This is a genomic window from Salaquimonas pukyongi, from assembly GCF_001953055.1.
In the GTDB taxonomy this organism is placed as follows: Bacteria; Pseudomonadota; Alphaproteobacteria; order Rhizobiales; family Rhizobiaceae; genus Salaquimonas; species Salaquimonas pukyongi.
In genome coordinates this window covers 792,371-814,690 of record NZ_CP019044.1, presented here as the reverse complement: position 1 = coordinate 814,690, position 22,320 = coordinate 792,371, and the positions used below count along the sequence as shown (strand labels likewise).

At 57.8% G+C, this 22,320-nt stretch carries 24 protein-coding genes; 4 read left to right on the top strand and 20 right to left on the bottom strand.

Annotated features, from left to right (window positions below):
* Window positions 1–14 precede the first annotated feature (14 nt).
* Both BVL55_RS03970 and BVL55_RS03965 read right to left on the bottom strand, forming a co-directional pair.
* Entirely contained in the window at window positions 15–833 is an 819-nt protein-coding gene (locus BVL55_RS03970; protein WP_156892407.1) for a DUF6456 domain-containing protein, read from the bottom strand.
* Complete coding sequence (locus tag BVL55_RS03965) at window positions 826–1,278, bottom strand: helix-turn-helix domain-containing protein (protein ID WP_083649352.1); 453 nt, start codon at window positions 1,276–1,278, stop codon at window positions 826–828. Before BVL55_RS03965 ends, BVL55_RS03970 begins: the two co-directional genes overlap by 8 nt.
* A gap of 204 nt (window positions 1,279–1,482) precedes the next feature.
* Between BVL55_RS03965 and BVL55_RS03960 the strand changes: the two genes are divergently transcribed.
* Window positions 1,483–1,782: a hypothetical protein gene (locus BVL55_RS03960; RefSeq protein ID WP_075995825.1), complete on the top strand. Its 300-nt coding sequence runs from the start codon at window positions 1,483–1,485 to the stop codon at window positions 1,780–1,782.
* A gap of 77 nt (window positions 1,783–1,859) precedes the next feature.
* On the opposite strand, the gene BVL55_RS03955 is transcribed toward BVL55_RS03960, so the two are convergent.
* The 8 genes from BVL55_RS03955 to BVL55_RS03920 all read right to left on the bottom strand — a co-directional run bounded on the left by BVL55_RS03955 (window position 1,860) and on the right by BVL55_RS03920 (window position 8,413).
* Window positions 1,860–2,288 (bottom strand): Ros/MucR family transcriptional regulator, encoded by a 429-nt coding sequence (locus tag BVL55_RS03955; protein WP_075995824.1) that lies wholly within the window; start codon window positions 2,286–2,288, stop codon window positions 1,860–1,862.
* Window positions 2,289–2,527: 239 nt separating this feature from the next.
* The gene (mnhG, locus tag BVL55_RS03950; RefSeq protein WP_075995823.1) at window positions 2,528–2,887 is read right to left on the bottom strand and encodes a monovalent cation/H(+) antiporter subunit G; all 360 of its coding nucleotides are present in this window, start codon (window positions 2,885–2,887) and stop codon (window positions 2,528–2,530) included.
* Window positions 2,884–3,165, bottom strand: a complete 282-nt coding sequence (locus tag BVL55_RS03945; protein WP_428977278.1) for a cation:proton antiporter — start codon at window positions 3,163–3,165, stop codon at window positions 2,884–2,886. Before BVL55_RS03945 ends, mnhG begins: the two co-directional genes overlap by 4 nt.
* Window positions 3,166–3,217: 52 nt before the next feature.
* Window positions 3,218–3,691, bottom strand: coding sequence for a Na+/H+ antiporter subunit E (locus BVL55_RS03940; protein ID WP_075995821.1), 474 nt, complete (start codon window positions 3,689–3,691; stop codon window positions 3,218–3,220).
* Window positions 3,688–5,277 carry a Na+/H+ antiporter subunit D gene (locus BVL55_RS03935; protein WP_075995820.1) on the bottom strand — a complete coding sequence of 530 codons (1,590 nt, stop codon included), beginning with the start codon at window positions 5,275–5,277 and terminating at the stop codon, window positions 3,688–3,690. Before BVL55_RS03935 ends, BVL55_RS03940 begins: the two co-directional genes overlap by 4 nt.
* 9 nt (window positions 5,278–5,286) lie before the next feature.
* Window positions 5,287–5,664: a Na+/H+ antiporter subunit C gene (locus tag BVL55_RS03930; RefSeq protein WP_075995819.1), complete on the bottom strand. Its 378-nt coding sequence runs from the start codon at window positions 5,662–5,664 to the stop codon at window positions 5,287–5,289.
* Entirely contained in the window at window positions 5,664–6,083 is a 420-nt protein-coding gene (locus BVL55_RS03925; RefSeq protein ID WP_075995818.1) for a Na+/H+ antiporter subunit B, read from the bottom strand. The genes BVL55_RS03930 and BVL55_RS03925 overlap by 1 nt, the downstream gene beginning before the upstream one ends.
* A complete protein-coding gene (locus BVL55_RS03920; protein WP_075995817.1) occupies window positions 6,080–8,413 on the bottom strand; it encodes a putative monovalent cation/H+ antiporter subunit A in 2,334 nt (777 codons plus the stop codon). The genes BVL55_RS03925 and BVL55_RS03920 overlap by 4 nt, the downstream gene beginning before the upstream one ends.
* A 283-nt stretch (window positions 8,414–8,696) precedes the next feature.
* Here BVL55_RS03920 and BVL55_RS03915 point away from each other — a divergent pair, with 283 nt between their 5' ends.
* Window positions 8,697–10,799: a S9 family peptidase gene (locus BVL55_RS03915; RefSeq protein WP_075995816.1), complete on the top strand. Its 2,103-nt coding sequence runs from the start codon at window positions 8,697–8,699 to the stop codon at window positions 10,797–10,799.
* 305 nt (window positions 10,800–11,104) lie between these two features.
* Here the strand turns inward: BVL55_RS03915 and BVL55_RS03910 are convergent, their stop codons facing one another.
* The 3 genes from BVL55_RS03910 to BVL55_RS03900 all read right to left on the bottom strand — a co-directional run bounded on the left by BVL55_RS03910 (window position 11,105) and on the right by BVL55_RS03900 (window position 13,356).
* Window positions 11,105–12,019, bottom strand: a complete 915-nt coding sequence (locus tag BVL55_RS03910; RefSeq protein ID WP_075997872.1) for a c-type cytochrome — start codon at window positions 12,017–12,019, stop codon at window positions 11,105–11,107.
* 49 nt (window positions 12,020–12,068) lie between these two features.
* Window positions 12,069–12,518 (bottom strand): c-type cytochrome, encoded by a 450-nt coding sequence (locus tag BVL55_RS03905; RefSeq protein WP_075997871.1) that lies wholly within the window; start codon window positions 12,516–12,518, stop codon window positions 12,069–12,071.
* Window positions 12,519–12,747: 229 nt separating this feature from the next.
* Window positions 12,748–13,356, bottom strand: a complete 609-nt coding sequence (locus BVL55_RS03900; protein WP_075995815.1) for a superoxide dismutase — start codon at window positions 13,354–13,356, stop codon at window positions 12,748–12,750.
* Between the two features lie 169 nt (window positions 13,357–13,525).
* On the opposite strand from BVL55_RS03900, the gene BVL55_RS03895 reads away from it, so the two are divergent.
* A complete protein-coding gene (locus BVL55_RS03895; protein WP_075995814.1) occupies window positions 13,526–14,185 on the top strand; it encodes a haloacid dehalogenase type II in 660 nt (219 codons plus the stop codon).
* Here BVL55_RS03895 and BVL55_RS03890 read toward each other — a convergent pair whose 3' ends face one another.
* A complete protein-coding gene (locus tag BVL55_RS03890) occupies window positions 14,186–15,679 on the bottom strand; it encodes a helicase HerA-like domain-containing protein (RefSeq protein ID WP_075997870.1) in 1,494 nt (497 codons plus the stop codon).
* 247 nt (window positions 15,680–15,926) lie between these two features.
* On the opposite strand from BVL55_RS03890, the gene BVL55_RS03885 reads away from it, so the two are divergent.
* The gene (locus BVL55_RS03885; protein WP_075995813.1) at window positions 15,927–17,330 is read left to right on the top strand and encodes a TIGR03808 family TAT-translocated repetitive protein; all 1,404 of its coding nucleotides are present in this window, start codon (window positions 15,927–15,929) and stop codon (window positions 17,328–17,330) included.
* Between the two features lie 17 nt (window positions 17,331–17,347).
* Here the strand turns inward: BVL55_RS03885 and pyk are convergent, their stop codons facing one another.
* From pyk to sucC, 6 genes are all read right to left on the bottom strand, one after another.
* Window positions 17,348–18,796, bottom strand: a complete 1,449-nt coding sequence (gene pyk, locus BVL55_RS03880; RefSeq protein WP_075995812.1) for a pyruvate kinase — start codon at window positions 18,794–18,796, stop codon at window positions 17,348–17,350.
* Between the two features lie 299 nt (window positions 18,797–19,095).
* Window positions 19,096–20,025: a succinate--CoA ligase subunit alpha gene (gene sucD / locus BVL55_RS03875; protein ID WP_075995811.1), complete on the bottom strand. Its 930-nt coding sequence runs from the start codon at window positions 20,023–20,025 to the stop codon at window positions 19,096–19,098.
* A 27-nt stretch (window positions 20,026–20,052) separates the two neighbouring features.
* Complete coding sequence (locus BVL55_RS03870) at window positions 20,053–20,406, bottom strand: PIN domain-containing protein (RefSeq protein WP_244530586.1); 354 nt, start codon at window positions 20,404–20,406, stop codon at window positions 20,053–20,055.
* 46 nt (window positions 20,407–20,452) lie between these two features.
* Window positions 20,453–20,710 (bottom strand): DUF6364 family protein, encoded by a 258-nt coding sequence (locus tag BVL55_RS03865; protein WP_075995809.1) that lies wholly within the window; start codon window positions 20,708–20,710, stop codon window positions 20,453–20,455.
* Between the two features lie 51 nt (window positions 20,711–20,761).
* Window positions 20,762–20,980, bottom strand: a complete 219-nt coding sequence (locus BVL55_RS03860) for a hypothetical protein (RefSeq protein ID WP_156892406.1) — start codon at window positions 20,978–20,980, stop codon at window positions 20,762–20,764.
* A gap of 103 nt (window positions 20,981–21,083) precedes the next feature.
* Window positions 21,084–22,277 (bottom strand): ADP-forming succinate--CoA ligase subunit beta, encoded by a 1,194-nt coding sequence (sucC, locus tag BVL55_RS03855; protein ID WP_075997869.1) that lies wholly within the window; start codon window positions 22,275–22,277, stop codon window positions 21,084–21,086.
* Between the last annotated feature and the right edge of the window lie 43 nt (window positions 22,278–22,320).

Sequence of the window (22,320 nt, the reverse complement as noted above, 5' to 3'; positions counted from 1 at the left end):
GCCTGCCATCAGGCCTACGTCACGTCTGCAGCGCCAGCAGAACCGATTTCCGGCCGGTATCCCTGACTGCCCCATTGCCGCATGGCCCGCTTCCCGCCGCTTGTTTTAAGGCCGTAGTGGCGCGCCAGAATTTGCAGCGCGGTGCGCAACATCAATTTGGCAGATCGCGGCGGCCAGCCCCGTTCCCGCTCAACGGTTTCCAACCCCTTCAGAAAACAGCAAACATCCATCGCAACGCCCGCAAGTTCCGGCCCGATGGCAGCATGGGCTGTTTCGAAGCGCTTCCTCGCATCCAGTGCAAAGTCGCTTATCTCCACGCTGCCGCCCGCCGACCGGCTCCGGGAGGCGACCGTCGCCACCCAGTTTGCGGTAATGCGTGGCTGCAATCCGGCAAGTTCGAAATCACGGCGCAGTTTTTCTCCGGCCTGAAATTCATGCTCCCCGATCCACGGCGTTCCATTGCGGTTTTTGCGCATGAAAAGCCGCTCCAGCGGCGATTCTGCGCGATTGGCGAGAACTTGCCGGCAGGTTTTGTCTTCAGATGCCGCCTTAAGCTCCAGCATGCGGTTTTGCGACCGAAATCCGTTTTCAGGATCAAGCAACCGGGTCAGCGCCGCCTGCCCTTCCACCGTGATGTGCAGCCGGCCCTGTTCAGATATTGCGACAAGGCCGCGCCGCAGCGCTTCTTCATACAAAGTACGAGCAAAGCGGTGAGAGCGCTTTTGCCGCAATACACAGAGTGTTTCCCCATCGAACTCATGATCTGCGCCGCTGGCACCGGTGGCATTCAGAACTTTCAGCAGCCGTGCGAGCGCCTTTAGGCGGTCACGCATCGCCCGCTCCCCGATCGGAAATCTCATATAGGCTGCGTGCCGACACCAGCAGGTTTTCCATCGCCTCCAACTGCTTGTCGAATTCCTCTGCGTCGCGCATGTCCTCTACCAGGCGGCAGGCATGGGCTACCGTCGTGCGGTCGCGGCCGAAGAACTCCGCCACGGTGTGATAGGGCGAGGAAAAAACGGTGTGCATGAGATACATTGCCTTTTGCCGCGAAAGACAGATATCCGCCTTGCCGCGAGAAGCACGGAGCAGGTCGCCAACCGATACCCTGTCCAGCACGGAGACAAGCTTGATGACAAGCTGACCGGCCACCCGGTCATAGCCGGGGCTGATGTCCTGCTGTGGCCGGGGTACATGTTTGCGATGCGGCAGAGCCGTCAGCTCCGCTTTCCGGATGCTTGTCTGCCGTGCCTGACAGGTATGAATGCGCTGATACATGAGACACTCCCCAAAAAAGGATTATATTCCTATTGTGGGAAATGCAATCGCCGGTGGCATATGTTTGCACCGCTGCAGCCTGCCGGTTTGTCAATAAGACGCAAAATCAATGGCTTGCGCCAAACCTTCCTGGGAAAGGGGCAATACTTATTCCCGCCTGAGAGATGCCGGACAGAATCCCCGGCATTCTTTCACAGGTGAACAATGGCCAGCAGCCTGGAAAATCTTGAGCACCGGCTTGCCCATGAAGCAGCCGCGTTCGGCAAGCGGGAAGCCCGTGGTGGAGCCAACAGCGGGCAATTGACGTGGAAAATCTGCGGACTGACAGGGCTCCCGCCGACGGCAGCAGCATTGCGGCGAAAAGCCATTGGCAAGCTTCGCGGCATGCTGGCTGCACAACGCCGCTGGGCACGCGCAAGCCATCCCGCCTATGACCTCAACCGGCACCTTGCAATCCGTGAGGCTTTGGCGGCTCTGGAGAATATGAAGGATGGCGGGCCATAACCGCATCAAACAAAGGCCGGATGCCTGTTACGGGCTTCCGGCCTTCAAAACCAATTCCGGCACAAGAATGCGCTTGCCTACTTGCGAGCGCCTTTCTTGCGGCCCAGGCCTTTTTCCTTTGCCAGAGCCGAACGGCGCTCCGAATAAGCAGGAGCAACCATCGGATAGTCCGGCGCAAGGCCCCATTTCTCCCGGTACTCTTCGGGCGACATGTCGAAATGAGAACGCAGGTGGCGCTTCAGCGATTTGAATTTTTTGCCATCTTCCAGGCAAACAATATAATCGCGGAATACCGATTTTTTGGGATTCACAGCCGGCTTTAGCTCCGGTGCAGGCGGCGCTGCAGCGATGGCAGCAACACCACGAAGCGCCTTGTGGACCTCGCTGATCAATACCGGCAATTCTGTAGTGGATACCGGATTGTTTCCAACATAGGCCGACACGACATCGGCTGTAAGTTCAACTAGTAACTCGTCATTTCTGGAGTCGGGGATTGTGTCATTCATGTGGGTCAAGCTTCCGTAGCTATTTTAGTTTTTTTGTTTACGGTGCCCGGCATCATGCCGCGCGCTGAATCAGCCCCCAAAATCACCTTATACTGACTCCGCAACACGCTTTTGCAAGATACAATCCAAATGTCAATTGTCATTTATATCCAAAAATAGAAAAAACGACGCCAGTATTAATAAACACGCTTGGAAATGTAATTTCGCCGGTAGCATCAACATAAAATTGATTTGACGAACTATTTCGATTTTCTGCCTTTCCCACGCTTGACCGGTTGATGAACCGACATTTCATCGGCGACGCTGCCCTGCCAAAGCGGATACCCCACCTTGTATGCTGCCCGGGCAAGTAGATGGGCGGCAATGGGCGCAGTCAGAATGAAGAAGAACAGCCCGGCAAGGGCACGGATCGCGGTGCTGCCGTCAGCGGAGATCACGGCAAGGGCAATCATCATCAGGCCGGAACCGACGGTCCCCGCCTTCGAGGCAGCGTGCATGCGCGAATATACGTCGGGCAACCGCACCATTCCGATGGCCGCGACCAATGCAAAAAAAGCCCCGACGATGACGAGCAGACCGGCAACGATTTCAATGATCATTCCGCACCTGCCTTCCTGCCAACCTCTTCCCGGTCACCTTCCGGCATGTCGCGTTCCAGCACAAAACGGGCAAACGCCACGGTTGCAAGGAAACCCACAAGACCAAGGGCGATTGCGATATCAACGTAGAGATAATAACCCGTCTTTACTCCCACGACCGCGATAAAGCCGATGACCACGCCCACCAGCATGTCGAGCGCCATAATGCGGTCGGGCAAGGTTGGCCCTGCCACCACACGGTAGCAGGTAACAAAGAACGACAGGGTCAACAGGACCATCGCGATCTGGATTGAAAGGGCAAGAAATGCCGAGCTGTCCATCATTTCCTCCCTATCTGAAAGCCTCAAGTATACGGCGTTCGAACCCCTGGGCGATGTCGGCTTTCGCACTTTCGATGTCCGAACAATCGATGGCATGAACATAAAGAAATTTCCGGTCGGTAGAGACATCCACCGAAAGGGTTCCCGGGGTGAGCGTGATCAGATTGGCCAACAGCGCGATTTCAAAGTCCCTGTCGACGGTCAGCGGAAAGGCGAAAATTCCGGGCTTGGTCTTCATCTTCGGCTGCAACACCAGCATGGCGACCCGCAGGGCCGACAATGTCAATTCCTTCAAGAAAAGCAAAAACAGCAGTGTCAGGCGCGTAAGGCGGCCAAAATACCCCCCGGTGCCGAGCTGTTCGCGGATCAGCCAAATCGCAAAGAATCCCAGTATGAAGCCGAAAAACAGGTTGATCTCCGCAAAGGAGCCGGTCATTGCCCCCCAGGCCAGCATCAGCAGCACGTTGATCAGCAGAATGTTCATTGGCTGACACCTCCGAATGCCGAATCGACATAGGACATTGGGTAAAGCAGGCTGCGCGCGCCATCAGCAGCGGCAGAAAGCAGCATCTCCGGTGCTAGGCCCAGCGCAAAGGTCATTGCCGTGAGCACACCAACGGTAAGCGCGGCGTGCAACCGGAATTTCGCATCCAGCGCGTTCACCGTCCAGCCCTCCGCACCGTCGGGGGTTCCTTCCGGCCCGCCGCGCCAGAAGGCGAAGGTCCAGACCCTGAAAATGGCGATGGTCGTCAGGAGCCCGCTGAGCAGGATCACAAAGGCAAGCCACCAGGCTCCCACTTCGAGCGCCGATTTCACGAGGACGAACTTGCCCCAGAACCCGGATGTTGGCGGCAGGCCGGAAACCGAAAAGGCGAGGATCAAAAATGCACCGGCAAGCATGGGTGAGGCAGCATACAGACCACCGCCGCCTGCCATGTCCGCGCTGCCGGAAAGCCGGTTCATGATACCGGCTGCCAGATACAATGCTGCCATGACGATCATGGAGTGAACGGCGTAGACCAGCACGCCGGCGACTGCGGTCTGGCTGCCGATGGCCAGACCCGCCAGCATGGTACCGATGCCCGAGATCACCAGATAGCCCAGCACCCGGCGCACCTCGCGCTGTGCCAGGGCGCCCAGTACACCGATCAGCATGGTCAGTGCCGCCACCCAGGCCATGAACAATGCCAACTGGTCGCGCTGGTCGGAAAACAGCATCAGGGAAATTCTCAGCAGCGCATAAACGCCCACCTTGGTCAGCAGTCCTGCAAACAGGGCAGAGACGAGGTATTTCGGTGTGTGATAGGAGGCCGGAAGCCAGAAATTGAGCGGAAAGGCAGCCGCCTTCATGGCAAATGCCAGAAAATAGAGCACGGCAATTGTCATCACCGGCCCGCGCACTTCTCCGGACGCGTTCAGCTTCTGCCAGATATCGGCCATGTTGAGCGTGCCCAGCGTGCCGTAAAGCAGGCCTGTCGCCACCAAAAACATGGTCGTCGCGACCAGGTTGAGGAACGCATATTTCATGGTGCCGTCGAGCTGGCGCTGCTCGCTTCCCAGAACGATCATGCCGAAGGATGAGATCAGCAGGACCTCGAACCAGACGTAAAGATTGAAGACATCGCCGGTGAGAAAAGCGCCTGATACGCCGGCCATCATCAGCATGAAGAAGGGATAAAACCCATAGCGCGTTTCGAGCGCTGTCGCGGTCGCTGCGCCATACACCGCGCCACCAAGCGCAATGAGTGCACTGGTAAAGGCCAGCAGCGCACCGGCGACATCAACGGAAAAGGAAATGCCGAATGGCGGCAGCCATCTGCCCATGGTCATGGTGACCGGGCCGGTTTCCAGCACGCGCTGCAGCAGGCCGAAGGTCGCCAGCGTCAGAAGCGCCATGCCGAGAATGGCCATGAAACCGTGATTGACGGAACGGTTTCTGAGCATCAGGTGCAGCGCGCCGAACAAGATGGGAATAACGACCGGGGCGACGACAAGATAGTCGGCGGGCTGAAGCGTAGCCTCCACCATCACACCGGTCAGATCGATTGTTTTGCCGCTATCACCTGCCATGAAACGCTCCTAATAGCCTTCGGGCGGCGGTGGCGGGTCCACCGGCTCGGCAAAGCGCATGTTGTCGGTATCGTCGGTGTTGAGATCCTGGAACGAACGGAATCCAAGCACCAGCAGAAAGGCGAAAAAGGAGAAGGAAATGACAATCGCCGTCAGGATCAGCGCCTGGGGCAGCGGATTGGCCGTTGCCTCGGCTGGCACCTGTAGCGCTTCGGGGATGATTGGCGGCACCTCGCGGTTCAGCCTTCCGGCGGTGAAAATGAGCAGGTTTACGGCATTGCTGAGAATGGCGACGCCGAGCAGAATGCGGATGACGTATTTCGACAGCAGCAGATAGATGCTGACGATGAAGAAACAGCCGACGAGGAGCGCAAGATAGATTTCCATCAGCCCTCGTGCCTTTCTTCCAGGGTAAGGGCGATTGCCGTAATCGCACCAACCACGACGAAATAGACCCCGATGTCGAATACCAGCGGTGTCGACAGCGCCAGTTCGAAGCCGAATATCCGAGGATAGGTCCACAGGCCGGTCAGGAAAGGCACCCCGGCAAACAGTGAGGGAATGCCTGCAAGCGTGGCGATAAACAGGCCGAAACCGGCAAGCGTGATCGGGTGGAAGTAGAGCGCACGCCGCACCGGCGCCACTCCATTGGCGATGCCGTAAATGGCAAAGGCGGAAGCGGCAATCAGTCCTCCGATGAAACCGCCACCAGGATCGTTGTGGCCGCGCAGAAGGATGAAGATCGAAAAGATCACCATCAGTGCCGTCAGGTAGGGCGCGGCGGTGCGGAAGATTACGGTGTTCATCCTTCCGCCTCCGATCTGGGCTGGCGCGCCTTGACGCGGATCAGGGCGATGATGCCGAGGCCTGCGATCATGACGACCGCGATTTCACCCAGCGTATCCAGTCCCCGGAAATCCACGATGATGACGTTGACGATGTTCCGGCCATGGGCAACAACCCGGCTATAGGCGCTGAAGAACTCGGACAGGCGCGGATCGAACGGCACCTGAAGAACGGCCAGCATGAGCACGGCAAATCCCGAACCTGCAATTGAGGCCACGGTGATGTCGAAGGATTTTTCGCCGAACGGGCGATGGTCGGTCTTGTTGAGCGTCAGGCGGGTCATCACCAGGGCAAGGATGACAACCGAGAGCGTCTCGACCATGAATTGGGTAAAGGCGAGATCGGGCGCACCGAACAGGATGAAGATCACGGCAACAGAGAACCCCTGAATGCCGAGGGACACGATGGCCGTCAGGCGGTCATGGGCATAGATCACCGCGCCAAGTCCCAGCAGGGCAAGCAGGAAAATGCCGGCTTCATAGAAGGTTGGTGCAACGAATTGCGGGAAGTCCGGCAGTTCTCCGTAGGTATACAAGCTGAACCAGACGGCAGCACCGAAGACGAAAAACACCGTGGTCATGTAGCCTTCCAGGCGCCCGTTCTGGATGACGCGCGTAATGGCGGCCGAACCCGACACCAGCCCTTTCATGAACTGGTCGAAACCGTGGTCCGGACCCCAGCCGATGCCGCGCAGGGCTGCAGCCATTGCATCGCGCGAGCGGGAAAGCTGCAGGAACAACACAACCCCCAGCGCAATGGTAATCACCGACAGCAGCAGCGGTATTCCGATGTGCAGGGCAATTGCCGCATGGGCGTGCACTTCGCTGCCGGCCACCGCGCTGGACATCGGCGAAATGATCAGATGATTGGTCTTTCCCGACAGCACGGCGGAAACCAGTCCGCAGACCGCAAGAACGACCGGCCCAAGCCACAACAAAACCGGGCCCTCATGGGCATGTTTGGGGGTTTTAACCGATTTTCCCAGAAAAGGTAGGATCGCAACGGCTGCGGCGATCACCAGCATCAAGGCGTTGCCCACAACCGTCAATGCGGTGATGGCCAAAGGCCAGGGATCGCCGGCGGCGATGGCGGCGTAGATCTCCTCCTTCGCCATGAAGCCGACAAAGGGTGGCAGGCCGGCCATGGACAGGGCGGCAAGGGCGGCAGCAGCAAAGGTGATCGGCATTGCGCTGCGCAGGCCGCCCAACTGGCGGATGTCGCGTGTGCCTGTTTCATGATCGATCAGGCCGGCGACCATGAACAGCGCGCCCTTGAACAGGGCATGGGCAAACAGGTAATAGACCGCAGCTTCTATCGCCTTCTCACTGCCGAACCCGGTCAGCATGACCAGCAGGCCGAGGGAGGCAACGGTGGTATAGGCAAGCATCAGCTTGAGATCGGTCTGGCGTATGGCCAGCAAGGTTCCCACCAGCAGGGTTGCCGTGCCGAACACCGGCAGCACCGTCTCCCAGACCGGTGTTTCGCCCAGGACCGGGTTCATCCGCATCAACAGATAGACACCGGCCTTCACCATGGTTGCCGAATGCAGATAGGCGGAGACCGGCGTTGGAGCCTCCATCGCATTGGGAAGCCAGAAGTGAAACGGGAACTGCGCGGACTTGGTGAATGCGCCCGCCACCACCAGCCAGAAAATCAGCAAGTAGAACGGGCTTTCGCGCAATGTTTCGCCGCTGGCGAGAATGAGCGACAACTCGTTCATGCCGGTGGCAAGGTTCAGCACGACGACCCCAGCCAGCAGCGCAAGGCCGCCCCCGCCCGTGACCACCAGCGCCTGCATTGCCGCCCTTCTGGATGCCATCCGGTTGTGATCAAATCCGATCAGCAGAAAGGAGGTGATCGAGGTCAGTTCCCAATAGATGAACAGGGCAATCAGGTTGTCCGCCGTCACCACGCCCAGCATCGAACCCATGAACAAAAACAGATAAGCGACAAAGCGGCCGTGCTGGGGATGGCCTTTCAGATAGCCGCCGGCATAAAGGATGATCAGCGTTCCTATGCCGGAAATCAGCAGCGCGAAGATCAGGCTGAGACCATCAAGAAAATAGGACAGGTTGACCCCGAGCGAAGGCGCCCAGGACAGCCCCATCGTGAAAGCTTCGCCGGAAGCAACCTGTGGAACGTAACCGGCAAGATGGATGAACACGGCAAGCGGTATGAGCGCCAGCACCCAGGCAGCGGCAGCACCCATCAACCGGAAAAGCGGTGGAGAAAGCAAGGCAGCCAGAAATGGGGAAAGCAAAAACAAGATGGTCGGATTGACTTCGATCATGAACGCTTGCTTCTTCGCTTTCCCGTCTGGCTGTCTAACTTGAAATGCCTTCCATTGGTAATAGTCAATGGCGTGCGGTGCTTCAAGCACAAGCGGCAGTGATCAACGAGATTCGGCGGCAGGAGGGAAAATTTGCGGAGACCACGGCGGGCCGCTTGAGAAGCAGGCGCCGGAGCCCTATGTTTTGGTCCTACGTTTTGTTCTTAGGCCGTCAGTCACTTTGCGACAGGCCTTCCCGCCTGTTTTGAACCCAACCGATTACAGCGATTTCCGGCAACTCCCGATGAAGCACGTATTCAAGAAAATTGGCGGCGAACCTGCCGCCGACCGGCACACCACAACCCAAACCGTCCATGGCGTCACGCTGAGTGACGACTATGCCTGGCTAAGAGCGGAAAACTGGCAGGAAGCCCTGCGCGAGCCGGATAAACTGCCAGACCCCATCAAGGCGTATCTTGAAGCTGAAAACGCCTATTTTGAAAAGGCAATGGCCGATACCGGAGACCTTCAGAAGGCGCTGATTGCCGAAATGCGCGGACGCATCAAGGAAGACGACAGTTCCGTTCCGGTTCCCGATGGTCCGTACAAATATGGCTGGCGCTACGCGCAAGGAGCCGAGCATCCGGTGTTTTTCCGCACATCGCAAAAGGGGGACGAGGAGGAGATTCTGATTGATGTGTCCGCAGAAGCGGCAAAACACGAGTATTTCCAGCTTGGCAGCGCGGAAGTCAGCCCCGGACATTCAATGCTTGCCTGGAGCAGCGACACCAGAGGGTCTGAATATTTCCAGCTGAAGTTTCGCCCGGCAGGATCAACCGAAGATACCGGCACCGGCATTGCCGATGTGGGTTCGGTGGCCTGGGCGGACGATGAAACGCTGTTTTATACCCGCATCGACGAAAACCACCGGCCGAGCAAGGTTTTCCGCCACCGGCTGAAAACCGACCCGGCGAAGGATGTTCTGGTATACGAGGAAAAAGACCCCCGCTTTTACTGCAGCGTCGGGCGGTCGCGTTCGGGCGACTTCATCTTCATCCATGCGGGGATGAACGACCAGGACGAAGTAATGTTCGTTCCGGCGGCCAAACCGGATGCCGGCCTTTCCGTGATAACGCCAAGGACAGAGGGTTTGGAATATTCCGTCGAACATCAGGACGGCCGGTTTGTCATCCTGACCAATGCAGACGGCGCAGAAGACTTCAAGATCGTCGAAGCCCCGGTTGATGCCCCCGGTATCGGCAACTGGAAAGACGTCATCGCGCACAAGCAGGGACGGCAGCTTCTTTCCATCGATGCCTACAGGCACTGGCTGATCTGGATGGAACGGGAAAATGCCCTGCCCCGCATCTGCTTCATGGGTGCGGACGGGCGCACGAACTCCGTTGCCTTCGACGAGGAAGCCTATGCGCTCGGCGTTTCCGCCCTGCCCGATTTCGACAACGATGTATTCCGCTTTACCTATTCCTCGCCAACGACCCCCTCACAGACCTATGACTATGATCTGGCAAGTGGCGAGCGCACGCTGCTGAAGGAACAGGAAGTTCCTTCAGGCCATGACCCAAAGGACTATGTGACGCGCCGCATCACGGCGGCATCCCATGACGGGGCACAGGTTCCCGTTACGGTCCTGCATCACCGTTCCACACCCGTCGACGGCACAGCGCCCTGCCTGCTCTACGGCTATGGCTCCTATGGCATGTCGATGCCGGCAGGCTTTCAGACCAACCGGCTGTCACTGGTCGATCGCGGGTTCGTCTACGCGATTGCCCATGTGCGGGGCGGGCAGGAAAAGGGCCGTGCCTGGTATGAAGCTGCCAAATTCGGCAAGAAGCCCAATTCCTTCCACGATTTCATCGCCTCTGCCAAAGCGCTGAGCGATCAGAAGTTTGCCGATCCCGGGCAGATCATCATCCAGGGCGGTTCTGCCGGCGGGCTGCTGGTTGGCGCCAGCGTCAACATGGCCCCGGAAGTGTTTGCCGGTGTCATCGCCGATGTTCCGTTCGTCGATGTGCTCAACACCATTTTGGATGACAGCCTGCCGCTGACGCCCGGCGAATGGTCGCAGTGGGGCAATCCGATCGAAAGCGTGGAGGCTTTCAACGATATCCGCTCCTATTCACCCTATGACAATATCACCGCACAGGAATATCCGCCGATGCTGGTGACCGCCGGTGTTTCAGATCCGCGCGTTACCTATTGGGAACCGGCAAAATGGGTCGCGAAGCTGCGGACCATGAAGCGCGACGACAATATTTTGATGCTGCGCACCAACATGCAATCGGGGCACTTTGGAAAGTCGGGCCGGTTTGCAGCGCTGGAAGACGCCGCGCGCTCCCAGGCCTTTGCGCTGAAAGTGACCGGACTGGCCGGCGGCAAAATCGCCTAGAGCGTGTCCGGCTTAAATGGAATCGTTTGAGCGCCGGGAGTTTGGTCTTCGGCAAGGAGGAAAATGCGACGCAGTGCAGGCACTGTCAGTATTTTCCGACGCTGCCCGAAGGGCAGGGAACCAGGTTCAAACGATTGCAGAAAACCCGATACATTCATGATGTTAAGTGCCCGGCTGTGGTGTCTTTTGCGTTCTGGCTTCGTCGAAATCCTCGCGAGGTGGCAAGGCACCGCGCTGCGGTGTTCTCCTTGCCGGAAACGAAAAATCCATCCATGCAAACTGCTTTAATTTAAACCGGACACGCTCTAGTTGCCTACAGCAGGAATCGCCTTGAGATAGGCTGCAATCGCGGCGCGATCCTCCTTGCTCAGCCTGGCCATGTTTTCCTGGACGGAGACCATGGTGCCACCGACCGAATCGAAATCGGGGGTAAACCCTGATTCCAGATAGCTTGCGATGTCGCCGGCACTCCAGCTTTCCAAGCCCTTTTCATGGGGAGTGATGTTGGGGATTTTTCCATCGCCCTCCGGTGCCGGGCCACCGGCAAGCCAGCGGCTTTCGTCCATGCCGCCAAAACCAAAGACCGTGCGCGGGGTGTGGCATTCGCCGCAATGGCCCGGTCCTTCCACCAGATAGCGGCCGCGCAGCAGCATTTCGTCCGCATCGATATCCTGCTTGACCGGTGCCGCATCCAGAAAAGCCGTCTTCCACAGGCCGATGCCACGGCGGAAGTTCAGCGGCAGTGGCAGGTCGTGGGGTTCGTTGGCGCGCGAAACAGGCTCCAGCGTCTTCAGATAGGCAAACAGGTTCGAGATATCTTCGCCGGTCATCCGAATATAGGACGAATAGGGAAAGGAAGGATAATAGTGCCTGCCACCGGGTGAGACGCCATTCCACATGGCATTGGCGAACTGCTCCAGGGTCCAGTTGCCGATGCCGGTTTCTCCATCGGGCGAGATGTTCGGCGTGACGAAAATGCCTGCCGGGGTGTTGAGCCGGTGTCCGCCACCCAGCAATTTCTTGGCATCGCCCTTGGCAGATTTTTCCGCATGGCAGGAGCCGCAGCCGCCCGCCCAGAACATTGTTTCACCGGCAGCAGCATCACCTTCGGTGAGGCTTGCACGCTGCTCTTCGCTCAGCGCTGCCGGTGCGGACAGCCACCAGAAGACGGCAAGTGCCGCCACGCCAATCAGCAGCGCAGCGGCAATCAGTTTTTTCATCATGATCATTATCCTGCTCAATGGGCGTGCATCATAGCAGGGTATTCGATCATTTCTTTACACGGAAGCTTTCGTGGCAGGATTTGCAGTTGCCTCCCACAGAACCCATGATCGGACCCAGTGCTTCCGCCGATGCGGGCGCTGCTTCAATGGCGGCAGCCGTATCGGTTTGGAGTTTTGCCACTGCGGCCTTGAACCCGGCCATGTCCTCCCAGATTTTCGGTGCAGCGGTGGTATCGCCGCCACTGTTGGAACCCTCAGGAAAATGCTGCTCGAAAGTTGCAGCAACATAGTTCATCAGTTTCAGCGCCGACAGGGCCGATTTTTCGTTGAACGGTGCTTCTCCCTTCGCCATTGCTGCAAGGGTGCCCATGGCAAGACCAACGCCCTGCATGCCGTTCTTGCGGGTGGCAATCGGATCGGCGCCATGGGACGCTGCGATGGCAGCGCCGGCGGTGAGGGTTGCCGTCAGGATGGACGCAACTACCAGTTTTTTCATTTCATGCTCCCATTGATGGACAGGCGGTGCCTGCCACAGCTTGTTTTCCCGCCAGCAAGAATGCCGGCGCACTAATCCCCCAACGGCGAGTTTCCTGCCGATGGGGAAGGGTAACACAGTTGCCGGGCGCCGTATGTTCAACACTTTGTCAATGAACTGCGAACAAAGAAAAACCCGGGCCGGTTCGAATCCGGTCCGGGTCTTCATCAGCCTGGTTTTATAGATTTTCTCAGGACGTGGCGGACTCGAACATTTCCGCCGCATACTCCCAGTTAACGAGGCTGTCCACGAACGCTTCCAGGTATTTCGGCCGCGCATTGCGGTAGTCGATGTAATAGGAATGCTCCCAGACATCGCAGCCGAGAATGGGGCTGGCCTTGTGAATAAGCGGATTTTCGCCATTGGGGGTTTTCATGATTTCCAGCTTGCCGTCCTTGACCGCAAGCCAGCACCAGCCGGAACCGAACTGGGTTGCGCCGGCGTTCATGAAATCCTCGCGCATCTTGTCGTAACCACCAAGATCGCTTTCGATTGCCTTGAGCAGATTGCCGGGGATTTTGGAAGCCCCGCCACCGCCATCCTTCTTCATCCATTTCCAGAAATGGATGTGGTTGTAATGCTGGCCGGCATTGTTGAAGAGGCCGGGATTTTCGCCGTAGCTTTCCTTGACGATTTCTTCCAGGCTTTTGCCGTCCAGGCCTGAATCGGCCAGCAGCTTGTTGCCGTTGGTGACATAGGCCTGATGGTGCTTGTCATGGTGAAATTCAAGCGTTTCAGCAGACATGAAAGGGTCCAGCGCATCATAGGCATAGGGAAGATCGGGCAATTCGAAAGACATTGAATTCTCCTGTTGTTAAATGGGTTTGCCGCCTTGCGGCGCTCGGCGCGTCCCTGTGAATCTAGGCACAGGCCGTCACTGATGCAACGCTTTTCCGGCCAATTCGTTGCTTGTATTGGTACCGGGAATACGCGATCTTCCGAACCCGCAAGATATGCCAGGAGGTTTCATGGCCTACACCTGTTATGTGTTCGATGCCTATGGCACGCTGTTTGACGTTCATTCCGCCGTTGCCCGTCACGCCGGAAAGGTCGGAAAAAATGCAGCGCGGGTTTCGGAAATCTGGCGCAACAAGCAGCTTGAATACAGTTGGACCCGCTCAAGCATGGGCAAATACCGGGATTTCTGGTCGCTCACCGAAGAAGCCCTGGATTTCGCACTTGCAAGCGTTCCCGATACCAACAAGGAAGCCCGCAAGGCATTGCTGGATGCCTATATGGCGCTTGACTGCTACAGCGAGGTTCCAGGCGTGCTCAAGACCCTGAAGGAAAACGGGGCAAGGACTGCCATTCTTTCCAACGGTTCGCCCGACATGCTCAACAGTGCGGTTGCTTCCGCCGGTCTTGAAGACCTGCTGGACGAGGTCTTTTCCGTCCATCCGCTTATGGTGTTCAAGACATCGCCGGAAACCTACCGGATGGTCACCGACTACTGGAAGATCGAGCGGGAGCGGGTAAGTTTCCAGTCGTCCAACCGCTGGGATATTGCCGGGGCAACCGCTTTCGGATTCGATTGCGCCTGGGTCAACCGGACGGGCCAGCCGGACGAATACACCGATCTTGAGCCAAGCCGCGTGCTGAAGGATCTGACCGGACTTCTCAAAAGCTGATCAGCGCTTCAGGCTGCCGAGAATGCCCCGTACCAGCGCCCGGCCGAGGGAACTTGCCACGGAGCGGGCAATCGACTTGACGGCAGCTTCGGTTACCGATTGCCGCTTGCGCCCGGAGGAACGGGTTTTCTTCTTCTGCTTGTATTCGTATTCCTCGCGCTTCTTGCGCTCGGCTTCCTCTTTCGCTGCCTTTTCGGCGCGCTCCTGCAACACCTCATAGGCCGATTCGCGATCGATATCCCTGTCGTATTCGCCTGCGACCGGGCTCACGCCCATGAGGTCCTTGCGCTCGCGCTCATCCAGCGGTCCAAGGCGCGAGGAGGGCGGGCGGATCAGCGTGCGCTGCACGATGGAAGGAATACCCTTTGACTCCAGGGTGGAAACCAGCGCCTCGCCGACGCCGAGATTTTTGATCACGTCTTCGGCGTCAAAGGCAGGGTTGGGGCGGAAGGTATCGGCTGCCGTCTTGACCGCCTTTGCCTCCCGCGGTGTATACGCCCTGAGCGCATGCTGAACCCGGTTGCCAAGCTGCGACAAGACCGCATCGGGAATGTCCAGTGGGTTCTGGGTGACGAAAAACACCCCTACCCCCTTGGAACGGATCAGCTTGACGACCTGTTCGACCTTTTCGATCAGCACTTTGGGTGCCTCGTCAAACAGCAGGTGAGCCTCGTCGAAGAAGAAGACCAGCTTCGGCCTGTCGGGATCGCCGACCTCGGGCAGTTCCTCGAACAGCTCGGACAACAGCCAGAGCAGGAAAGTGGCATAAAGCCGTGGTGAGGACATCAGCTTGTCGGCAGCCAGAATGCTGACTGCGCCGCGGCCATCGCGTGTGGTGCGCATCAGATCACGGATATCAAGGGCCGGTTCGCCGAAAAACGCCTCGCCACCCTGTTGTTCGATTACCAGCAACTGACGCTGGATCGCACCGATCGACTGGGTGGAAACCAGGCCGTATTCGTCGTTCAGTTCCTTGCGCCGGTCGGCCATGTTGGAAAGCAGGGAGCGCAAATCCTTCAGATCGAGAAGCAGAAGGCCTTCATCGTCGGCGATCTTGAAGGCCATGTTGAGAATGCCTTCCTGGGTTTCGCTCAGATCCATGAGACGGGAGAGAATCAGCGGCCCCATCTCGGAAATTGTGGTGCGCGCCTGGTGGCCCTTTTCTCCGAACAGATCCCAGAAGATGACCGGGAACTCCTGAAACTCGTAATCGTCGAAACCGATGGTGTCGGCGCGCTTTGCCAGAAAATCCTTTTCAACACCCTTTGCGCCAAGGCCGGAAACATCGCCTTTCACATCGGCGCAGAACACCGGCACGCCAGCGTTGGAAAAGCCTTCAGCCAGAATCTGCAGCGAGACCGTCTTGCCGGTACCGGTGGCACCGGTCACAAGGCCGTGCCGGTTGGCATATTTCAATTCAAGATATTCGCCCTTGTTGATCGAATCATCAGGATTGCGGCTGGTTCCCAGATAGATACGGCCTTCTTCCAGCATGAAGTCTCTCCCCTTGCGGGTTTGCGCAGCACTCGGCAAACCGCGTGAATCTGTGTCGCCCCGGATATAGGCCATGGCTGGAAGCGCCGCAATCGGCAGGCTTGGTTTTGCTTGCTCCCGCTGTGGGAACAACGCCTTCAAAACTGTTCCATATCGAGACTTTTGCGTGGAAACGGGGGCAATTGCAGCTGGCACGGTTCCTGCAGCTTGCCCTTCAGATACAGGCCCGCAGGGAAGAAGGTGTTTTATGCGTACCAATCGGAGAAAGTTTCTTGCAGCCCTGGCCGCCACGCCGGCGATGGCAGCGCCATTGCTGACTCCTTCTGCTGCAAATACAGCCGACAGCGAAGCCGGCGACACGCTTTTTTCGCTGGCTGAACTGCGCGGGACCGCCAATGCCAACGAACTGGGCCTGCGCCCTGGCGCCATTGACGACCAGAGCCGCCTTTTCCAGTCGATCCTGGACAAAGCGGCAAGCGAGAACAAACCCGTTTTCCTGCCGCCGGGAAACTACTTCGTCTCCAACATCCTCCTGCCGGCCAATACGCGGCTGATGGGAGTACCGGGCGCTTCGCGGCTGATTTATTCGGGCAATGGGCATTTCATCATCGGCGAGAACGGCTCCCATGTGGAACTGACCGGTCTGGTGCTCGATGGCGCTAACCGGGGATTGCATTCCTATGCCGAGGCAGCCCTTCGCCTGACAAATGTCGATCATGCCGTGGTCGACAACTGTCTTGTGGTCGGCAGCATCGAAAAAGGCATTCAGATCGACCGCTCGGCCGGGCGTATCGAACGCAGCAAGGTGACCGGTGCAGGTGGTGACTGCGGCATATACGGGTTTGAAAACCACGGCCTGTCAATCCTCTCCAACGAGGTGAGCGACTGTGTCAATGGCGGCATTCTGGTGCACCGCTGGACACCGGGCGAAGACGGCACGCTGGTACGCGGCAACCGCATATCACGCATTGGCGCGCTCAATGGCGGCACAGGCCAATGGGGCAACGGCATCAATGTTTTCAGGGCCGCCAATGTGATGATCGCCGACAACCATGTTACCGATTGCGCCTTTTCGGCAATCCGCTCCAATGCGGGAAGCGGCGTGCAGATCAGTTCGAACACCTGCCTGCGCTCGGGCGAAACGGCGATCTATTCGGAGTTCGAATTCGAGGGAGCGGTGATCTCCTCCAACATCATTGATGGCGGAGCACGCGGCATATCGCTCGCCAACTTCCTGCAGGGCGGACGGCTGGCCGTGGTTTCCGGCAACCTGATCCGCAACATCGACACACCGCCGCCTTATGAGGATGGCGATCATCTGTGGTTTGAGGGCATCTCGGCAGAAGCCGACACGGTGGTAACCGGCAATGTGATCGAGAATGCCAGGAACTTCGGCCTGATGCTTGGATGGGGCCCGTATCTGCGCGATCTGGTGGCATCGTCCAATGTCATTCGCGGCTCGAAAACCGGCATCTATGTCAGCGTGGTGGAAGGTGCCGGTGCGACCCACATCGCCGACAACACCATCACCGGTGCAAGCAAGGGGGCTGTGGTGGGTTATCGCTGGAAAGAAGCGGTAACCGGCGATATCGCCGCCAGGACCGATAGCGGCTTTCCCCATCTGACGGTAGAGCGCAACCGCGTTTCCTAACTACTCAGGCTAAATCGTCAGCGGAATTTCTCGCCGCTATGTTCGTGCTCGCCGACAACGGCAACGCGCAGAATGTTGGTGCTTCCGGCCGTGCCGAACGGCACGCCAGCGGTAATCACCACCCTGTCGCCGTTCTTCGCCAGCTTCTCACGCCGGGCAATGCGCGTTGACTTGCCGACCATGTCGGAGAAATTCTCGACATCGTCCCGTGTCTTGACGCTGTGTACACCCCAGGTCAGGCACAACTGCCGCGCCACGGTTGCATCGGGGGTCAGCCCCAGCACGGGAACAAGAGTGCGCAAGCGCGATACGCGGCGGACCGTCGAACCGGTTTTGGTAAAGGTGGAGATCGCCGCACATCCCCTGGTGCGCGCGACATCGCAGGCGGCAGATGCGATGGCGTCGCTGTCGTTTTCCTCGATCTCCATTGGCGTTGCGTGCAGGATGTTGTCAAAGTCAGGATCGCGTTCGGTGGCATCGACGATGCGTTCCATGGTCCGTACCGCTTCCACCGGGTATTTTCCGGCTGCCGTTTCCCCCGACAGCATGACCGCATCGGCACCGGCATAAACTGCATTGGCAACGTCAGAGGCCTCTGCCCTGGTGGCAACGGGTTCTGAAATCATCGATTCCAGCATCTGCGTTGCCACGATTACCGGCTTGCCCTCCCGGCGGCAGGCAGTGATGATTTTCTTCTGAATCTGCGGCACGTGCTCTGCGGGCATCTCCACACCAAGATCACCCCGGGCAACCATGACCGCATCGGCCAGTCCGACAATGCCGTTGAGATTATTGACCGCCGACGGTTTTTCAATCTTCGCCAGAAGGCGGGCGCGGCCCTTTATGATATGACGTGCCTTGTGGATGTCATCGGGCGTCTGGACAAAGGACAAGGCAATCCACTCCACACCCAGGGACAGGGCGAATTCCAGATCCTCGCGATCCTTCTTCGTCAGGATATTGATGGGCAGTACCGTGCCTGGCACGTTCACGCCCTTGCGGTCGGCAATCATCCCGCCGTTTACGGCCTTTGCCGTGATTACCTTTCCGTCGTTTTCCTCCACCTTGAGACGCAGACGGCCATCATTAACCAGCAGATCCTCGCCGGGCTTGATGGCGGCGAAAATCTCCTTGTGCGGCAGGCTTACCTTGGTGACGTCACCGACGAATTTGGAAAGATGCAGTTCGATCTTCTGGCCGCGCTTCAACGTTTCCTGGCCGCGATGAAACGTACCGATGCGCAGTTTCGGCCCCTGCATGTCGGCCAGGATACCGATCGGCCTGCCCTCCTCTTCCTCGATTTTGCGAATGGTGGCGTGGCGCTCGGCATGATCTTCATGGGTGCCATGGGAAAAATTCAGGCGGAACACGTCCACGCCCGCCTTGAACAGCGCCTTGATGGTTTTGTAGTCGGAACTGGAAGGGCCGATGGTGGCTATGATCTTGGTATAGTTGTCGCGTTTCATGAATGGCTTTTGGGTTGGAGAAGGTAAATGCCTGAAGACAGCTAATTCAATCGTTTAAATTATCGCCACCGCGCTTTCAATGGCGTTGGAGAGAAAGATGGCGAACATCAGGAACCCCGACCAGACATTCGGCATCCAAACGTCTGACAATTGGACATGACAAGCAGCGGCAATGGTGTGTTGAGGAAACAGGACCGATCGCATGTTCAACAAAAATCAAGTTTGTTGAACATGGACTGGATCAGCAAAGAACCGCACCCCAAGAGGCGTGGTTCTTATCAGTATCTGCGCTGCATCGTTCAACTGTTGAAGCGCTCGATTGCTGTCAACAGCGTTTCACCCAGTTTGGCAGGCGAATCGGACACGACGATACCGGCAGCTTCCATGGCCGCAATCTTGTCCTCGGCACCGCCCTTGCCGCCGGAAATCACCGCCCCGGCATGGCCCATGGTGCGGCCGGGCGGAGCGGTACGGCCGGCGATGAAACCGGCAACCGGTTTTCTGCGGCCCTTTTTGGCCTGTTCAGTCAGCCATTCGGCGGCAGCTTCTTCCGCGGAGCCACCGATCTCGCCAATCATGATGATCGATTCTGTTGCGTCGTCGTCCAGGAACATGTCCAGCACATCGATGAATTCGGTACCCTTTACCGGATCGCCGCCAATGCCCACAGCTGTTGTCTGGCCAAGCCCGATATTGGTGGTCTGAAAGACGGCTTCATAGGTCAGCGTACCGGAACGCGATACGACGCCAACCGAGCCTTTCTTGAAGATGTTGCCCGGCATGATGCCGATCTTGCACTCTTCCGGCGTCAATACGCCGGGGCAGTTGGGGCCGATCAGGCGGGAATTCGATTTGTCCAAATGAGCCTTGGCTTTCACCATGTCGGAAACCGGAATGCCCTCGGTGATGCAGATGATCAGCTCGATGCCGGCATCGATCGCCTCGACGATGGCAGCCGCAGCGCCTGCCGGCGGCACGTAGACCACTGAAGCATTGGCGCCGGTCGCCTCTTTGCCCTCTTTGACGGTGGCAAAGATTGGCAGTTCGGTTCCCGCAGCTTCACCTGCTCCCTCGCCGGCAGTCCAGGTGGAGCCGCCCTTCTTGGGGTGGATACCGCCGACCATCTGCGTGCCGTGATAGGCCAGCGCCTGTTCGGTGTGAAAGGTTCCGGTCTTGCCGGTCAGGCCCTGAACGAGAACCTTGGTGTCTTTGTTGATGAGAATGGACATGAGAATAGAAAACTCCGGATTTTCGGTTCAAATGAACGGGTTGATGACCGTGACAGCACCATAGGCCTGTCCGTTGTTCAGATCTTCGGTGTAGATGCACTTACAGCCGAGCCGTGCTGCTGCTGCGATGATTGCCCCATCCCAGTAGGACAATTCAAAGCGCTGCGAGAGATTGATGCCTTCCCGCACCAGATTGGCATCGACAATCTGACATGGTTTGCGGGCAAGATTGGCGACCCACTGACGCGCTATTTCCGGCGACAGCGGATGGGGTCCTTTTCTGATAGCGTTGGTGTAAAACTCCGCAAGCACCTGTGCCGAAACCCCGAAAGGCTCGGTCAGGATTTCCAGCGCACGGGCATGCTTTTTTGGCGCATGCAAGCGGCCTCCTGCGGCATAGAGCAGGATATTCGTATCAACGAAAACTTCAGCGCCAGCGATCAAATCTGCGCGCCCCTGAATAAGCGTCTTCTCTGACGAAAGGTCCGCTGCCGAAATCAGCCTCGCTCTCCCGTGCCAACTTCAGCAATGTTTCGGTCGCCTCGTCCTGCTCGACAGCATCATCGACAGACCGCTTTAGAAATTCCCGCACCATTTCATTAACGCTGGTGCGGCGCATGGCAGCAAGAACCCGCGCCTTGTCGAGCAGGTCTTCATCAATTGCGAGGGTGAGGTTCTTGGGCATTGTCACTCCACACATATCCTGTGTTACACATAATATGTGTGGCCTGAACCGTCAACTCGAAGATTCTCTTGGTTCCTTTTCCACCGGTGATAATTTGAAATAGAGCAATCCAATGCCAGCCGTCATGCCGCAAAGCAGATGGGCCATAATGAAAATACCAAAGAGGCCGGCAGCAATTGCATTGCCATCTTGGCAAAAACGGCTTGCATCCCCAGACAGACAGGTTTCCATCCGGATTTGTGCCAGCAATCCGATAGCACAAGCGATCATGATCGCAGCCGCACCAGGGTTCGGACGTTATTCAAACAGAAGAAACCAACGGATAGATGATCAACAGCGCGAAGGCTGCAACAACCATCGGCTCGGCATTCTCCTACCCCTTCACTGCCTTGACGATTTTCTGGGCGGCATCGTCGAGATCATCGGCGGCGATGACGTTGAGGCCCGATTCGTTGATGATCTGCTTGCCCTTCTGAACGTTCGTGCCCTCCAGGCGAACCACGAGGGGAACTTCAAGGCCCACCTCCTTCACGGCGGCCACCACACCCTCGGCGATCACGTCGCAGCGCATGATACCGCCGAAAATGTTGACCAGGATGCCCTTCACGTTCGGATCGGAGGTAATGATCTTGAAGGCGGCCGTCACCTTCTCCTTGGAGGCACCGCCGCCCACATCAAGGAAGTTGGCAGGTGAGGCGCCGTAAAGCTTGATGATGTCCATGGTCGCCATGGCAAGGCCCGCGCCATTGACCATGCAGCCGATATCGCCGTCGAGGGCGATATAGGCAAGGTCGTGTTTGGAGGCCTCGATTTCCTTTGCGTCCTCTTCCGTCTCATCGCGCAGTTCCATGATGTCGGGATGGCGGAAGAGCGCGTTGTTGTCGAAGGAGACCTTGGCATCGAGCACGCGCAGATGACCGTCCTTCATGACGATCAGCGGATTGACCTCCAGCAGGCTCATGTCCTTTTCTACGAAGGCTTTGTAGAGCTTCGGGAACAGCAGCTTGCCGTCCTCCGCCGCGGCGCCCTCCAGCAGAAACGCCTCGTTCAGTTTCGTTACATCGCCATCGGTGATGCCAGTAAGCGGGTCGATGGCGATGGTGTGGATTTTCTCCGGCGTTTCCTCGGCCACGGCCTCGATATCCATGCCGCCCTCGGTGGATGCAACGAAGGAAACCTTCGAGGTTTCGCGATCAACCAGAATGGACAGATACAGTTCGCGGTCGATATCAGCGCCGTCTTCCAGATAGAGCCGGTTGACCTGCTTGCCGGCGGGGCCGGTCTGTTTGGTGACCAGTGTGTTGCCGAGCATTTCCTTGACGTGTGTGCGCACCTCATCGGGCGAAAAGGCCAGCCTTACGCCGCCCTTGGCATCATCGGGCAGTTCCTTGAACTTGCCCTTGCCGCGACCGCCGGCGTGTATCTGGCTCTTGACCACATAGAGCGGACCTGGAAGTGCCTCAATCGCGCCTTCGACGTCATCTGCCGAAAGGATCGGCACGCCGGCGGCGACCGGCGCGCCGAATTCCTTGAGTACCTGTTTTGCCTGGTATTCGTGAATGTTCATGAAACACCCGTCCTTGAAAAGCTGGAACAACCGTCGGGCGTTT

Excerpts from the sequence above, each read along its gene's own strand:
- BVL55_RS03930 (WP_075995819.1), bottom strand. The coding sequence starts at position 5,664 with ATGGAAATCTATCTTGCGCTCCTCGTCGGCTGTTTCTTCATCGTCAGC.
- sucD (WP_075995811.1), bottom strand. The coding sequence starts at position 20,025 with ATGTCCATTCTCATCAACAAAGACACCAAGGTTCTCGTTCAGGGCCTG.
- BVL55_RS03940 (WP_075995821.1), bottom strand. The coding sequence starts at position 3,691 with ATGAACATTCTGCTGATCAACGTGCTGCTGATGCTGGCCTGGGGGGCA.
- BVL55_RS03925 (WP_075995818.1), bottom strand. The coding sequence starts at position 6,083 with ATGAACACCGTAATCTTCCGCACCGCCGCGCCCTACCTGACGGCACTG.
- BVL55_RS03965 (WP_083649352.1), bottom strand. The coding sequence starts at position 1,278 with ATGTATCAGCGCATTCATACCTGTCAGGCACGGCAGACAAGCATCCGG.
- BVL55_RS03860 (WP_156892406.1), bottom strand. The coding sequence starts at position 20,980 with ATGATCGCTTGTGCTATCGGATTGCTGGCACAAATCCGGATGGAAACC.
- pyk (WP_075995812.1), bottom strand. The coding sequence starts at position 18,796 with ATGAAACGCGACAACTATACCAAGATCATAGCCACCATCGGCCCTTCC.
- BVL55_RS03920 (WP_075995817.1), bottom strand. The coding sequence starts at position 8,413 with ATGATCGAAGTCAATCCGACCATCTTGTTTTTGCTTTCCCCATTTCTG.
- BVL55_RS03905 (WP_075997871.1), bottom strand. The coding sequence starts at position 12,518 with ATGAAAAAACTGGTAGTTGCGTCCATCCTGACGGCAACCCTCACCGCC.
- BVL55_RS03960 (WP_075995825.1), top strand. The coding sequence starts at position 1,483 with ATGGCCAGCAGCCTGGAAAATCTTGAGCACCGGCTTGCCCATGAAGCA.
- BVL55_RS03885 (WP_075995813.1), top strand. The coding sequence starts at position 15,927 with ATGCGTACCAATCGGAGAAAGTTTCTTGCAGCCCTGGCCGCCACGCCG.
- BVL55_RS03945 (WP_428977278.1), bottom strand. The coding sequence starts at position 3,165 with ATGGTCCTGTTGACCCTGTCGTTCTTTGTTACCTGCTACCGTGTGGTG.
- BVL55_RS03895 (WP_075995814.1), top strand. The coding sequence starts at position 13,526 with ATGGCCTACACCTGTTATGTGTTCGATGCCTATGGCACGCTGTTTGAC.
- BVL55_RS03935 (WP_075995820.1), bottom strand. The coding sequence starts at position 5,277 with ATGGCAGGTGATAGCGGCAAAACAATCGATCTGACCGGTGTGATGGTG.
- sucC (WP_075997869.1), bottom strand. The coding sequence starts at position 22,277 with ATGAACATTCACGAATACCAGGCAAAACAGGTACTCAAGGAATTCGGC.
- BVL55_RS03865 (WP_075995809.1), bottom strand. The coding sequence starts at position 20,710 with ATGCCCAAGAACCTCACCCTCGCAATTGATGAAGACCTGCTCGACAAG.
- BVL55_RS03890 (WP_075997870.1), bottom strand. The coding sequence starts at position 15,679 with ATGCTGGAAGAAGGCCGTATCTATCTGGGAACCAGCCGCAATCCTGAT.
- mnhG (WP_075995823.1), bottom strand. The coding sequence starts at position 2,887 with ATGATCATTGAAATCGTTGCCGGTCTGCTCGTCATCGTCGGGGCTTTT.
- BVL55_RS03910 (WP_075997872.1), bottom strand. The coding sequence starts at position 12,019 with ATGAAAAAACTGATTGCCGCTGCGCTGCTGATTGGCGTGGCGGCACTT.
- BVL55_RS03970 (WP_156892407.1), bottom strand. The coding sequence starts at position 833 with ATGCGTGACCGCCTAAAGGCGCTCGCACGGCTGCTGAAAGTTCTGAAT.
- BVL55_RS03955 (WP_075995824.1), bottom strand. The coding sequence starts at position 2,288 with ATGAATGACACAATCCCCGACTCCAGAAATGACGAGTTACTAGTTGAA.
- BVL55_RS03900 (WP_075995815.1), bottom strand. The coding sequence starts at position 13,356 with ATGTCTTTCGAATTGCCCGATCTTCCCTATGCCTATGATGCGCTGGAC.
- BVL55_RS03915 (WP_075995816.1), top strand. The coding sequence starts at position 8,697 with ATGAAGCACGTATTCAAGAAAATTGGCGGCGAACCTGCCGCCGACCGG.